The sequence below is a fragment of the Amycolatopsis sp. DSM 110486 genome, assembly GCF_019468465.1.
GTDB lineage: Bacteria > Actinomycetota > Actinomycetes > Mycobacteriales > Pseudonocardiaceae > Amycolatopsis.
In genome coordinates, this window is sequence record NZ_CP080519.1 from 1,515,680 (window position 1) to 1,527,866 (window position 12,187).

The 12,187-nt window shown below is 71.7% G+C and carries 13 protein-coding genes; 3 read left to right on the forward strand and 10 right to left on the reverse strand.

Annotated elements, in window-relative coordinates:
- Positions 1–247: 247 nt before the first annotated feature.
- From K1T34_RS07185 to K1T34_RS07200, 4 genes are all read right to left on the reverse strand, one after another.
- Positions 248–427, reverse strand: coding sequence for an acyl-CoA carboxylase epsilon subunit (locus K1T34_RS07185; protein WP_220243500.1), 180 nt, complete (start codon positions 425–427; stop codon positions 248–250).
- The gene (locus K1T34_RS07190) at positions 427–2,028 is read right to left on the reverse strand and encodes an acyl-CoA carboxylase subunit beta (RefSeq protein ID WP_220247044.1); all 1,602 of its coding nucleotides are present in this window, start codon (positions 2,026–2,028) and stop codon (positions 427–429) included. Before K1T34_RS07190 ends, K1T34_RS07185 begins: the two co-directional genes overlap by 1 nt.
- A complete protein-coding gene (locus K1T34_RS07195; protein ID WP_220243501.1) occupies positions 1,994–2,755 on the reverse strand; it encodes a thioesterase II family protein in 762 nt (253 codons plus the stop codon). The genes K1T34_RS07190 and K1T34_RS07195 overlap by 35 nt, the downstream gene beginning before the upstream one ends.
- 149 nt (positions 2,756–2,904) lie before the next feature.
- Positions 2,905–3,759, reverse strand: coding sequence for a LysR family transcriptional regulator (locus tag K1T34_RS07200; RefSeq protein ID WP_255638739.1), 855 nt, complete (start codon positions 3,757–3,759; stop codon positions 2,905–2,907).
- A 128-nt stretch (positions 3,760–3,887) separates the two neighbouring features.
- Between K1T34_RS07200 and K1T34_RS07205 the strand changes: the two genes are divergently transcribed.
- Positions 3,888–4,592, forward strand: a complete 705-nt coding sequence (locus K1T34_RS07205; RefSeq protein ID WP_220243503.1) for an SDR family oxidoreductase — start codon at positions 3,888–3,890, stop codon at positions 4,590–4,592.
- Positions 4,593–4,655: 63 nt separating this feature from the next.
- Positions 4,656–5,492 (forward strand): alpha/beta fold hydrolase, encoded by an 837-nt coding sequence (locus K1T34_RS07210; RefSeq protein ID WP_220243504.1) that lies wholly within the window; start codon positions 4,656–4,658, stop codon positions 5,490–5,492.
- On the opposite strand, the gene K1T34_RS07215 is transcribed toward K1T34_RS07210, so the two are convergent.
- From K1T34_RS07215 to K1T34_RS07225, 3 genes are all read right to left on the reverse strand, one after another.
- Positions 5,479–5,958: a hypothetical protein gene (locus tag K1T34_RS07215; RefSeq protein WP_220243505.1), complete on the reverse strand. Its 480-nt coding sequence runs from the start codon at positions 5,956–5,958 to the stop codon at positions 5,479–5,481. The two genes, K1T34_RS07210 and K1T34_RS07215, sit on opposite strands and share 14 nt — an antisense overlap.
- A gap of 84 nt (positions 5,959–6,042) precedes the next feature.
- Complete coding sequence (locus K1T34_RS07220) at positions 6,043–6,747, reverse strand: GNAT family N-acetyltransferase (RefSeq protein WP_255638375.1); 705 nt, start codon at positions 6,745–6,747, stop codon at positions 6,043–6,045.
- An 85-nt stretch (positions 6,748–6,832) separates the two neighbouring features.
- Complete coding sequence (locus tag K1T34_RS07225) at positions 6,833–7,312, reverse strand: SRPBCC family protein (RefSeq protein WP_220243506.1); 480 nt, start codon at positions 7,310–7,312, stop codon at positions 6,833–6,835.
- A gap of 114 nt (positions 7,313–7,426) precedes the next feature.
- Here K1T34_RS07225 and K1T34_RS07230 point away from each other — a divergent pair, with 114 nt between their 5' ends.
- A complete protein-coding gene (locus tag K1T34_RS07230; RefSeq protein ID WP_220243507.1) occupies positions 7,427–8,155 on the forward strand; it encodes a VOC family protein in 729 nt (242 codons plus the stop codon).
- Here K1T34_RS07230 and K1T34_RS07235 read toward each other — a convergent pair.
- The 3 genes from K1T34_RS07235 to K1T34_RS07245 are packed head-to-tail and all read right to left on the reverse strand — an operon-like array spanning position 8,133 to position 12,153.
- Positions 8,133–9,077, reverse strand: a complete 945-nt coding sequence (locus K1T34_RS07235) for a LysR family transcriptional regulator (protein WP_220243508.1) — start codon at positions 9,075–9,077, stop codon at positions 8,133–8,135. The two genes, K1T34_RS07230 and K1T34_RS07235, sit on opposite strands and share 23 nt — an antisense overlap.
- A 43-nt stretch (positions 9,078–9,120) precedes the next feature.
- Complete coding sequence (locus K1T34_RS07240) at positions 9,121–10,806, reverse strand: DUF6461 domain-containing protein (protein ID WP_220243509.1); 1,686 nt, start codon at positions 10,804–10,806, stop codon at positions 9,121–9,123.
- A 30-nt stretch (positions 10,807–10,836) separates the two neighbouring features.
- Positions 10,837–12,153 (reverse strand): glycoside hydrolase family 27 protein, encoded by a 1,317-nt coding sequence (locus tag K1T34_RS07245; RefSeq protein ID WP_220243510.1) that lies wholly within the window; start codon positions 12,151–12,153, stop codon positions 10,837–10,839.
- Between the last annotated feature and the right edge of the window lie 34 nt (positions 12,154–12,187).

Below are 12,187 nucleotides of genomic sequence, written 5' to 3' on the forward strand. Positions count from 1 at the left end.
GACCCGCGAGGCGTCTTGGGCACGCCCTCGCCAGGTCGCGAGCCCACGCGCCCCGGCCGAAAGAGGACCACCGCGAGTGCTCAGCCATCCATGTCGCAGAAGGCAGCCGCACCCGTACCACCCGCGCGTCACGCATTCCGCTCACGCCAGACAGCCGCACCCGCGGGCACTTACCCATCCACCGCACAGGAAAAAGCCGCACCCGCGCCACCACCTCGTGGCACAGATGCGGCTCCCAGCACCGCTCTCAGCGCACCCCTTGCCAACTCGTCGCCGGCACGAATCGCACCGGCCGGCGCGGCCGCGGCACCGTCACCTCGGCCACCGGCTCGGCCGGCGCCTGCACCGCAGCCAGCACAGCCACCAAAGCCGCGAGCTCCTCGTCCGTCGGGTTGCCCCGCACGACCCGCACCACCGGCGTGCCCATCACACCGGCGGGTTTCCGTGCTTGCGCGCCGGGATGTCGACGTGTTTGGTGCGCAGCATGGTCAGCGCGCGGATCAGCACCTCGCGCGTCCGGGCGGGCTCGATCACGTCGTCGACCAGGCCGCGCTCGGCGGCGTAGTACGGGTGCATGAGCTCGGTCTTATACTCCTTGATCTTGAGCCGCCGGACGGTCTCCGGGTCGTCGGCCGCCTTGATCTCGCGGCGGAAGATCACGTTGGCCGCACCCTCGGCGCCCATCACGGCGATCTCGTTCGTCGGCCACGCCAGCGACACGTCGGTGCCGATCGAGCGCGAGTCCATCACGATGTACGCGCCGCCGTAGGCCTTGCGCAGGATGAGCTGCACGCGCGGCACCGTGGCGTTGCAGTAGGCGTAGAGCAGCTTGGCGCCGTGCCGGATGATGCCGCCGTGCTCCTGGTCCACGCCGGGCAGGAAGCCGGGCACGTCGACCAGCGTCACGAGCGGGATGTTGAACGCGTCGCACGTCTGCACGAACCGCGCGGCCTTCTCGCTGGCCTCGATGTCGAGCACGCCCGCGAGCGTCGCCGGCTGATTGGCCACGATGCCGACCACGTGCCCGTCGAGCCGGGCGAAGGCGCACACCACGTTCGTCGCCCAGCCGGCGTGCACCTGGAGGAACTCGCCGTCGTCCACGATCTCCTCGATCACGGCGCACATGTCGTAGGCGCGGGCCGAGTCGGTCGGCACGAGGTCGAGCAGCCGGTCCGTGCGGCGGTCGATCGGGTCGGTGGTCGGCTCGACCGGCGGGGCCTCGTTGTTGTTGGCGGGCAACAAGGACAGCAGGTACCGCACATCCTCGATGCACGACTGCTCGTCGTCGTACACGAACGCGGCCACGCCCGAGGTCCCGGCGTGCACGTCGGCGCCGCCGAGGCCGTTCTGCGTGATCTCCTCGCCCGTCACGGCCTGCACCACGTCGGGGCCGGTGATGAACATCTGCGACGTCTCGCGGACCATGAACACGAAGTCCGTCAAGGCCGGCGAGTACGCCGCGCCGCCCGCGCACGGGCCGAGCATCACGGAGATCTGCGGGATCACACCCGAACAGCGGGTGTTGCGCTGAAAGATGCCGCCGTAGCCGGCGAGCGCGGTCACGCCCTCCTGGATCCGCGCGCCCGCGCCGTCGTTCAGCGACACGAGCGGCGCGCCCGCGGCCGCGGCGAGGTCCATCACCTTGTGGATCTTCTGCGCGTGCGCTTCGCCGAGCGCGCCGCCGAAGATGCGGAAGTCGTGCGCGTACACGAAAACCGTGCGCCCGTGCACGGTCCCCCACCCGCACACCACGCCGTCCGAATACGGCCGGCGGTGTTCGAGCCCGAAGCCCGTCGCGCGGTGGCGCCGCAGGGCCTCCAGCTCGGTGAAGCTGCCGGGGTCGAGCAGCAGTTCGATGCGCTCGTGAGCGGTCAGTTTGCCGCGCTCGTGCTGCCGGACGGTGGCCGCGTCGTCGGGACCGCGCCGAGCTGCCTCCTTGATCTCGCGCAGCTCCACGAGCCGGTTGCCGAACGCTCCCTCTACGGCCAGTGCCTCAGACATGTACACGCCCCTTGTCGACGAGCCGATCAGCCAGATACCGGAGAATCACGTCTTGGTGGCGGGTCAGGAAGAAGTGCCCGCCCTGCAGCGTCACCAGCTCGAAGCCCGCCGCCGTGTGGTCGGCCCACGAGCGGACCTCGGCCACGGACGCGACCGGGTCGTCGGTGCCGGTGAACGCGACCACCGGCGCGGCGAGCGGAGTGCCCGGCACGTGCCGGTAGGTCTCCACGGCACGGTAGTCGTTGCGCACGACGGGAAGGATCATGCGCACGACGTCCTCGTCGCCGAGCAGGTCCATCTCGGTCCCGCTCAGGCGGCGCAGCTCGTCGAGCACGCCTTCGTCGGTGCGCGTGTGCACGCTCTCGTCGCGCTGCCGCGAAGGCGCGCGCCGCCCGGACACGAACAGCGTGTCCACCGAGCCGCCCGCCGATTCCAGCCGCCGCGCCACCTCGTAGGCGACCATCGCGCCCATGCTGTGCCCGAACAGCGCCAGCGGCCGGTCCGTCTTGTCCCCCAACAGCTCGGCGACGGCGTCGGCCATGGCGTCGATCGTGGTCAGGAACGGCTCGTGCCGCCGGTCCTGCCGCCCGGGGTACTGCACGGCGAGCACCTCGACGTCCGGCGCCAGCGCCCGCGAAACCGGGAAGTAGAAGCTGGCAGACCCGCCCGCGTGCGGCAGGCACACCAACCGCTCCCGAGCCTCCGGCGCCGCGTGGAACCGCCGAAACCAGGCGTCTTCCGCGTGGGCGACCATGTCGTCCCACCGCCTTTCCGTCTGTCACAACGGGACGAGGTCACGCCGACCGGGTCCCCCGACGCACCAAGCTAGCCCGGCCGGAAGCCGCCCAACGACCCCTAAGCGCCCCTAAAGGCGATCTGAACGGAGACCCTCCACAATGGACATCAACCCTGATCGGCTCCGGTTTGGAGCTGCTCCAGGAACGCCCGTGCGGCCGGCGACGCGCTCGCACTCACGGCCACCGCGACGGTCCGCGGCGTCCGTGGCACCAACGGCCGCAGCACGGTGCCGTCGAGACGCGGCACGCCGACCGACGGCAGGATGCTCACGCCCAGCCGCGCCCGCACCATCTCCAGCACGGCCGACATCTCGCGCGCCTCGAACGTCGCCTCCAGGTGAACTCCGGCTTGCTCCGCGGCCGCCGCGAACACCTGCGCGCAGCCGCCGGTCGGGCGGACGAACGGCTCCTCGGCGAGATCCGCGTAGGACACGGCCTCGCGCTCCGCCAGCCGATGACCGGCGGGCAGCACGGCGCACATCTCGTGGCTGTCGAGCAGCACCGTCCGCAGGCCGGGCGCGGGCAGCGTGACCACGGCGGCGTCGGCGACACCCAGGTCGAGCCAGTCCCGCACCTCCTCGTCGCTGCCCTCGATGAGCCGCACCGCGACGAGCGGGTGGCGTTCGGTGAACGCCCGCAGCTCGGCGGGCAGCCGGGTCCCCGTGGCAGTGGGCAGGCTGGCGATCCGCAGCGTCCCGGTGATCTGCCCGGCCACCTCGGCGACCTCCGCGCGCAGCAGATCGACCTGGCGCACGGCCTCGCGCGCTCGCCGGACGGCGCGTTCGCCGGCTTCGGTGAGGGTGACGCCCGTGCGCCGGCGGGTGAGCAGCGGTGCGCCGAGCTCGGCTTCCAGCGCGGCGACCGAGCGGCTCACCGCGGGCTGCGCCATCCCGAGGCGCTCGCCCGCGGCCGTGAAGCCGCCGTGGTCGGCCACGGCCAGGAGCACTTTGAGCTGCTGCATCGTCGTCACGAGGACCTCCCGCCATATTCGCCGCGGCATGCCGCCATAACGCGAAGGACATTTCCCACGGCTCACCCAGAACATTACCGTCATGGTGCAACCGAGCAAGACAAGAGGAGTCACCAGTCATGCGAGTGCTGATCACCGGGGCGTCCAAGGGCATCGGCCGGACGGTCGTCGACCGGCTGGCCGCCGAGGGCCACCACCCGATCGGCCTGGCGCGCACCGCGCCGGCCGAATTCCCCGGCAGCTTCCACGCCGTCGACCTCGGCGACCGCGACGCCACCGCCGCGACGCTCGAGAAGGTCCTCGCAGAAGGCCCCGTCGACGCGGTGGTGAACAACGTCGGCTTCGCCAAGCTGGCGCCGCTCGGGTCGATCGACCTCGACGACGTCGCCCACGCCTACGACCTGAACTTCCGCACCGCGGTGCAGGTGACCCAGGCCGTGCTGCCCGGAATGCTCGCCGCCGGGCGCGGCCGGATCGTGAACGTCACCAGCATGGTCACGCTCGGCACCGCGAACCGCACCACGTACGCGGGTTCGAAGGCGGCGCTCGAGACCGCCACCGCCATCTGGGCCGGGGAGCTCGGGACCAGCGGCATCACCGTCAACGCGGTCGCGCCTGGGCCGACGGAGACCGAGCTGTTCCGTCGTGGCACCCCCGCCGGCTCCGAAGGCGAAGCCCGGTTCCTGGAGAAGCTGCCGGTCGGCCGGCTCGGGCGTCCGGCGGAAATCGCCCACGCCATCTGCTTCCTGCTCTCCGAGGACGCGGGGTTCATCACCGGCCAGACCCTGCGCGTCGACGGAGGAGGCAGCATCGCCGCGGCCTGAAATCCTCCGCGGACCGAGCAAAACCGCTACGGCGACCTGACCGATTCGGGCAGAATCGCCGAGATGGCGCCCACCTTCGTCCTCGTCCACGGTTCCAACGCCACCAGCCGCTGCTTCTCCGTGCTGCAGCGCGAGCTCGCGCTGCGCGGCCACCGCTCGCTCGCGGTCGACCTGCTCGGCCATGGCGCGGCCGGGTTCTCGGCGGCGTACCAGGCGCAGGACCTGGCGAAGTTCGCCACCGAGCCGTCACCACTCGCGGAGGTCACCCACGCCGACGTGGTGGCGGCGGTGACGGACGTCGTGCGGCAGGCGCACGACCACGGTCCGGTGATCCTCGTCGGGCACAGCCGCGGCGGGCTCACCGTCACGAGCGTCGCCAACGCCGTGCCGGAGCTGGTGGACCGGACCGTCTACGTGTCGGCCTGGTGCTGCGTGGATGACACCCCCGCCGGCTACCTCCAGAACCCGGCGTACGCGTCGACGGCGCTGGCCGAAGCGGCGAAGGTCATGGTCGGCGATCCCGCGCAGCTCGGCGTGATCCGCATGAACTGGCGGTCCGCCGACCCGGCGCACCTCGCCGCCCTGAAACAGGCGATGCTCGCCGACGGGACCGACGCCGAGCTGCTGTCGTTCCTCTCCGGCATGGACCCGGACGAGTCCCTCGACGCCGGCAACGACCGGGCCGACGCCGCCACGTGGGGCCGGGTGCCCCACACCTACGTGCGGCTCACCCGCGACGAAAGCCTGCCGCTCGCGTTGCAGGACCGGTTCATCGAGGAGGCCGACGCGCTCACGCCGGCCAACCCGTTCGACGTCCATTCGCTGGACGCCGGCCACGTCGGCCCGTTGGTGCGCGCCGCGGACCTCGCCGACGTACTGGGGAGCCTCACACCCCGGTAGACGAACCCGGCCGCACGATCATCAGCACCGTGACCACAGCCCACAGCAGGTTGAACACCCCCGTCGTCATGGCCAGCCGCCCGGCGACGCGGGTGTCCAGCGCGGTCGCCACCGAAGACTCAGCAGACTCGGCCGGCACCGCACCGTCGCCCGAGGGTCCCGCCAACGCGGCCCGCTGACCCGGCAGCACGAACACCAGCAGCACCACCGCGGCCACCGCCGTCAGCGCGATCGAGACGAGGACCCACGTCTGGCCCGTCACCTTCATCGTCCCCGCGACGGCGAAGCCGAACACCGGCACGGCGATCGACACCCACGCGTACACGCGGCAGATGCGGTGCAGCAACGCCAACGTCGAGCGATCACCCCGCTTCAGCGCGGCGGGGAACATACTGGCGGCCACGGCCACGGGCCCGACGGCGAGGATCGCCGCCAGCACGTGGATCGACAGGAAGACTTTGCTCACGGCCCTGACGCTAGACCTCGCGTTTCACCGCCCGGAACCGGCTGGATCGCCGTGTTCCACCGGATTCTCGCCAGTCGCCGGAAACTAGCGCTTGTCCGCTTCGGGCACCTGCACCGCGAGGAACACCAACGTCCGGTTCAGCCGGAAGCCCAGGTGCTCGTACAGCCGGATCGCGCCGACGTTCGACGCGGCGGCGTGCAGGAACGGCAGCTCCCCGCGCTCACGAATGCCCGCCGCGACCGCGCGGATCAGCCGCGCCGCCAAACCCTCGCCGCGGACCGCCGGGTCGGTGCAGACCGCGCTGATCTCCGTCCAGCCCGGCGGGTGGAAGCGTTCGCCGGCCATCGCGATGAGGGCGCCGTCGCGGCGGATGCCCAGGTAGGTGCCCAGGGAGATGGTGCGCGGCAGGAACGGGCCGGGCTGCGTGCGGGCGACGAGGTCGAGCATCTCGGGCACGTCGGCTTCGGTGAGGCGGACGGCTTCCGCGTCGGGCGCCACCGTCAGGCCGGTGCCCTCGAGCTGCACGCCCGGCGTTTCCCCGAGCACGGTCCAGCCCGCGGGCGCGGGACCCGTCGCGCCGGCGATCACGGCCGTGGCTCCGGGCCCGGCGAGGTCGGCGACGTCACGCCAGACGTGCTCGTCCGGCTGATCCGGCAGGGCCACGAACGGCGCGACGTCCGCGGGGTAGCGCAGGACCTGGCCCTTCTGCTCGGCCAAGTGCGCGTGCGGTCCGGTCAGCGCTGCCCACACCGGGTTGTCGAGCGGCGACGAGCTCATCCTGCCTGCCATTTCGTAGACGGAGCGACACTCCAGAATGCGGCGGCGGCCAGGCGTTCTGCCACCCGATCCCACATGCTGGGTCTGGTCCGCCGAACTACGCGCGCAACGCCTCGAACGACTCCTTCAGCGCCGGGTAGTAGTCGTCGAACGACGGGCGGGGGGTGTCGTCGCGCGCGGCGACCAGCAGGTCGAGGTAGTACTCCCAGCCGGGCCCGATCTCGCCGATGCCGTCGGTGCCGGTCAGGTGGTGCACGAGGCGCAGCTCGGTCCCGTCCTCCACTTCGGACACCAGCAGTTCCAGCGGCCACCCGCCGGCGTCCTCCATGCCCAGCAAGGCCAGCCGCCGCGGCGCTTCACAGGCTTCGATGCGCATGTCGGTCCACGGCTTGCCTTCCTCGAACGCCAGCTGCACCCGGATCGTCTTCCCGGGTGCGCCCTCGCCTTCCCACGGCCCGAACCACAACGCCGTGCGGTGCGGCCGCGTCACGTCGGCCCACACGTCTTCGGGCGACGTCGCGAACGTGCGGCGCAGCACGAGGTCGACCCCGTCGTCGGTGCGCACCAGCTCTGCCATGAGGGACTCCTTCCGCTTCGAGGACGACAGGGTAGCCGCGAACCGGGCAAATCAGGCCGGAAACTGACCGGAGCGGGTTCTACCGTTCGAAACCACGACGTCGAAAGGATTCCGATGAGCCCCGTCGAGACCAACCAGCCGCTCGGCACGCCGACCTGGATCGACCTGGCCGTGCCCGACCTCGACCGCGCGCGGGCCTTCTACGGCGCCGTCTTCGGCTGGGACTTCGACGGCGGCGACTGCCTGCTGCGCGGCCTCCCCGTCGCCGGCCTGCACCACGCGGCCGACCCCACGCCCGGCTGGCAGGTCCACCTCGCGACGGACGACTGCGCCGGCACCGCCGAAGCCGTCACCGCGGCCGGCGGCACGCTGCTGCGCGAACCGCACGACGTCGGGGACCGCGGCCGCGCCGCCCTCGCCGCGGACCCGTCCGGCGCTCGATTCGGTCTGTGGCAAGGGCGCGCATTCCCCGGCGCGCGCCTGGTCAACGAGCCCGACACGCTCGTGCGCAACGACCTCATCACCCCTGCCGCGGCCGGCGCGCGCAAGTTCTACTGCACCGTCTTCGGCTTCACGCTCGACGGCAACGACGACCTGCCCGACGCCGACTTCACTTTCCTGCGCCGCCCCGACGGCCACGAGGTCGGCGGCATCTTCAACCTGCGCGACGCCCCGGCCTCGGCCTGGGCCACCACCTTCGAAGTAGCCGAGGCCGACACTTCAGCCGCCAAGGTTCGCGACGCAGGCGGCGAAGTCGCTTCAGTCGCGGGGACGCCGTACGGGCGGATGGCGACCGTGACGGACCCGTTCGGCACCGGCTTCACGATGATCGCGCGCCCCTGACCAGCTCGCGGCGCACGTGCTCCGGCACCCAGTTCGCGCCGGCCGGGCTAGCCCACCCGCGCCGCACGAACGCGACCAGCTCGGCCAGCCCGCGGTGACCGGTCCCCGGGCGCCACACCAGTGACCACGGGTAACACGGCACCGGCTCGACCACCGGAATGCGCTGCAGATCGTGCCGGTCGGGCCACGCGATGCGGATCTTCTCGCCGACGAACGTGAACAGCGTGCGAGACTCCGCCAGCGTGTCGAGCAGCGCTTCGAGCCCGAAGTTCGGCCCGGTCGGGTCGACGTCCACGCCGAACTCCGCCGACAGCTCCGCGTAGAAGCCCTCCCACTCGCTGCCGCGCCGGATCCCCGGCACCCACGCGCGGTGCTCGGCGACCTCGGCCAGGCGCACCTCCCGCCGTCCGGCCAGCGGGTGCCCCGGCCCGACCACGATCTGCAACGGCTCGAGGTATGCGTACACGTGCTTCAGCCCGTCCGGCGGCTCGCGCAGGTACGTGAACCCGGCGTCGACCGCGCCCGCGCGCAGCTCCCGCAACGTCTCGGCCGCGCCGCTGGAAGTGAGCATCTCCATCGGCACCTCGCGGTGCTCGCGGTGGAACTCCCGGAACAGCTCGGCGGCCGCCAGCCGCCGCCCCAGCACGTCCACGCGCAACGGCCGCGTCTCGCGCTGCACCGACTCCACCGCGTCGGCCACCGCACTCAGCACCGCCTTCGCGCGCGGCAGGAACGTCCGCCCGTCCACCGTCAGCGACGCCCCGGCCGCGACCCGCTCGAACAGCACGACACCCAGCTCGCCCTCGAGCCCCGCCACCCGCTTCGACACGGCCTGCTGGCTGATCCCCAGCCGCCCGGCCGCGAGCCGGAACTGCCCCTCCTTCGCGACCGCGACGAAGGCACGGAGTGCTTCGAAGTTCATGCCCTCCAGTGTCGCCTTCCCTGCGGCGTGACCCGTCCGGCCGTCACCGGTCCGCCAAGGGATAACCCATGCCGGCCTCCTGGATCTCGTCGAAGTCGTCCACCGTGAGCCCCCGGCCGGTGAACCGCTCGACGGCCACCAGGCCCTTCGCATACCGGTCCCACCAGTCGTCGAAGTCCAGCCCCTCGACGGCGGCGGCCACTTCCGGATCGGCGCCGAGCGGCCGGCCGATTTCGTCCGAAGCGAGGAGTTCGCCGTCGCGGGCGAAGGAGAGCCTCGTGACGGCGTTGACGTTCCAGAACATGCTCGCGGCGCGCCCTCCCCGCGACAGTTCGGCCAGCACCTCGCCCTGCACGCCGCGACAGCCGTTCTCCTCGACGGCCAGCACGATTCCGTCCACTTCGGACACCGCTACCCACGGGCCGAACTCGAGGTCGGAGTCGAGCAGGTCTTCGATCGGTTCCGGCTCCCGGATGTCCGCGCCGAACGCGTGCAACACCTCCCGCAGCGTCGACCCGGCGACCACAGTCACGGTGGCCGCCTCCGACAGCGCGCTCTGGCGGATCCACCGATACGCCGCCTCGGGCAGGTCGGCCACCGCGGGCTCCGGCTCGCCGCGCAGCCTGTGGCCCAGCCGGTCGGCTCGCGCGTGGACCACAGGCGGCGCCGGCGGCGCTTCCCACACGACCAGCTCGTAGGTCTCGGTCTCGACGTCGTCGCGGCCGTAGGCGAACACCCGCACCCGCAGGTCACCCGGCCGCGGCGGCGTCGCGATCCGGCGGTGGTTGTAGTGCTTCGGTCCCTCGAAGGTCGCGTCGCCGCGGCGAGCCGGCCAGCTGACCTCCACGACCTCGTGCCAGCCCTGCGTGTCGATTTTCACCGGCGGTTCGGCGAGCACCCGCATCCGGACCTCCAGCACCCCGGTTTCCCGGCCGGTCCGCACGAGCACCCCACCGTCGACGACTTCGACCAGTCCGTTGTCGGCGAATTCCCCAGGCTCGGGGAGCGATCCCTCGGTCAGCGCGAACACGTGCTCGCGCACCGCCACTTGCATGGAGCCGAAGGCCGGCAACCGGTACTCGACGCGTTTCTCGGCGAGCACCGCTTCCTCGTACACCACGGGCATGCTCCGGCTCGACAGGAGAGCCGACGCCACGCCCAGCCCGAGCCCGACCTGCGCCGCGACCTTGTCGCACCCCGCGTCGCCCAGCACCGCGGCCGCCGCCACCACGGCCACCGCGAGGTACGCCGCCCCGTGCGCCGCGGCGACGGCCTCTTCGTCTCCCACCGCATCGGCACCCAGCAACCCGGCGACGGCCTCGTCCCCGACCAGCCGCGACACCAGGCCGGCGATCACCTCGGCCGCACCCGGCCACCGCGCCTCGAAGAAGCGAGCCTCACGCAACGCCTCAGCCTCGGTAGACGCGGAGGCAAAGGCGAACGTGCCCGAAACACCGCTGCCCAGCCCCACCGACGCCCCCGCCACCGGCGGCAACGCGCGCACGGTCAGCTCCAACGCCCCGTGCACGCGTTCCACCAGCCACCCCGGCAGTTCCCGCAGGGCCCGAATCGCCTCGGGATCCGGAATCCCGGGCCGTACGCGACGGTCCGGCCGCCACCGCCCCAGCGCGGCCGCTGCCGTCACCGGAACAGCGGCCGCGACCCGCGGCGCCCGCCCGACAATCGCCTCCACCACAGCCGCCGTCACACTGTCTTCAGGATCCCCCATGGCGTCCATCCTGCCCGAACCCGGCACCGATCAGAACGGCACGACCTTCACCAACCTCGACGCGTGCGGAGCCAACGTCGCCGAGAAAGAACCTCGCGCGACACCCAGGTCGCGGTGGGCCCAGAGATCCCGGACCAACGCCGGCCCACGGACACCGAGGTCACTCCAGTTCGCGGTGACCGTCGCGGACGTGCTGCCCAGGTTGAAGAGCGCGACGGTGTAGCCGCCGTGGCCGTCGGAGCTCACCCACGTCTGCTGCGGCGTCGCCTGCGAGACCGGGTGGGCGGGGCGGCCGGCCTGGTCCACGGCGATCACCTCGCGGTTGGTGATGAGCGGGAGGTCGGCCGGGTCGAGCTTCGTCAGGTCCGTGCCCAGCAGCAGCGGCGCGGCCTCGATGGACCACAGCGTGACCACGCTCTGCTTCTCGTCGGCGGAAAGCCCGTCACTGGCACCGTTGCCGACCTCGACGGAATCGAGGTCGTTCCAGTGCCCGGGGCCGGCGTGGGGCACCCACTTCGGCACGTCGGTGAACCGCTGCTTCACCCGCACGTCCCAGTTGGTCAGTCCGACGCAATGGCTGTAGCACTCGATGTCACCCTCGATGCGCCAGCCGTTGCTGTAGCGCTGCCACGTGTCGACGTCGGCGAAACTGAGCGAATTGGACAGTTCCAAGTGGACCGGCCGACCGGTGGCGCGCAAAGCGGCCTGCCAGTGCTGGACGTCCGGGCGGTTGTCCGCCACGACGTTGCCGCCGCCGGGCCCGACGAAGTCCATCTTGATGTAGTCGACACCCCAGGAAGCGAGCAAGTCGGCCTGCGAGCGAACGTACGCGTCGGCGCCGGGCTTGCTGAAGTCGATGCGTGCGGACCCGTCGTCGGCTGTGTTGCCGGGCACGCTCGGGTCGGCGATATCGCCGACGTGGTACGGAGTTCCCTTGATCGCCGAGTTCGCGGCGACCGCCGCTTCGGGGACGCCGGGGACGAGGTAGATGCCGAACTTCAGGCCTAGCCCGTGCACGTACTTCGCGACGGCCGCGATGCCGTTCGGGAAGCGGGTGGCGTTGGCGGCGTTGCGGCCGTACTCGTCGACGTGGTCGGACCAGCCGGCATCGATGTTGACGTAGTCGTAGCCGTAACGCGCGAGCGAATCGTGCATCACCTTGGCCTGGGCTTCGATGGCCTGCTCGTTGATGGCCGTGCGCAGCGAACTCCAGCTGCTCGAGCCCATCGGTGGCGTGGCCGCGACGGGTGGCCGGTAAGCCGCGACGGCCTCGGGCGCCGCGACGACCCCACCCGCCAGAACCGCCATGACAGCGGCCAGGACTCTCACCTTGGTAACTCGGTTCATGCCGGACGACCCCTTCCGGATCCCCGGCGGCCCC

Excerpts from the sequence above, each read along its gene's own strand:
- K1T34_RS07235 (WP_220243508.1), bottom strand. The coding sequence starts at position 9,077 with ATGAACTTCGAAGCACTCCGTGCCTTCGTCGCGGTCGCGAAGGAGGGG.
- K1T34_RS07225 (WP_220243506.1), bottom strand. The coding sequence starts at position 7,312 with ATGGCAGAGCTGGTGCGCACCGACGACGGGGTCGACCTCGTGCTGCGC.
- K1T34_RS07230 (WP_220243507.1), top strand. The coding sequence starts at position 7,427 with ATGAGCCCCGTCGAGACCAACCAGCCGCTCGGCACGCCGACCTGGATC.
- K1T34_RS07240 (WP_220243509.1), bottom strand. The coding sequence starts at position 10,806 with ATGGGGGATCCTGAAGACAGTGTGACGGCGGCTGTGGTGGAGGCGATT.
- K1T34_RS07185 (WP_220243500.1), bottom strand. The coding sequence starts at position 427 with ATGGGCACGCCGGTGGTGCGGGTCGTGCGGGGCAACCCGACGGACGAG.
- K1T34_RS07245 (WP_220243510.1), bottom strand. The coding sequence starts at position 12,153 with ATGAACCGAGTTACCAAGGTGAGAGTCCTGGCCGCTGTCATGGCGGTT.
- K1T34_RS07205 (WP_220243503.1), top strand. The coding sequence starts at position 3,888 with ATGCGAGTGCTGATCACCGGGGCGTCCAAGGGCATCGGCCGGACGGTC.
- K1T34_RS07200 (WP_255638739.1), bottom strand. The coding sequence starts at position 3,759 with ATGCAGCAGCTCAAAGTGCTCCTGGCCGTGGCCGACCACGGCGGCTTC.
- K1T34_RS07210 (WP_220243504.1), top strand. The coding sequence starts at position 4,656 with ATGGCGCCCACCTTCGTCCTCGTCCACGGTTCCAACGCCACCAGCCGC.
- K1T34_RS07220 (WP_255638375.1), bottom strand. The coding sequence starts at position 6,747 with ATGGCAGGCAGGATGAGCTCGTCGCCGCTCGACAACCCGGTGTGGGCA.
- K1T34_RS07195 (WP_220243501.1), bottom strand. The coding sequence starts at position 2,755 with ATGGTCGCCCACGCGGAAGACGCCTGGTTTCGGCGGTTCCACGCGGCG.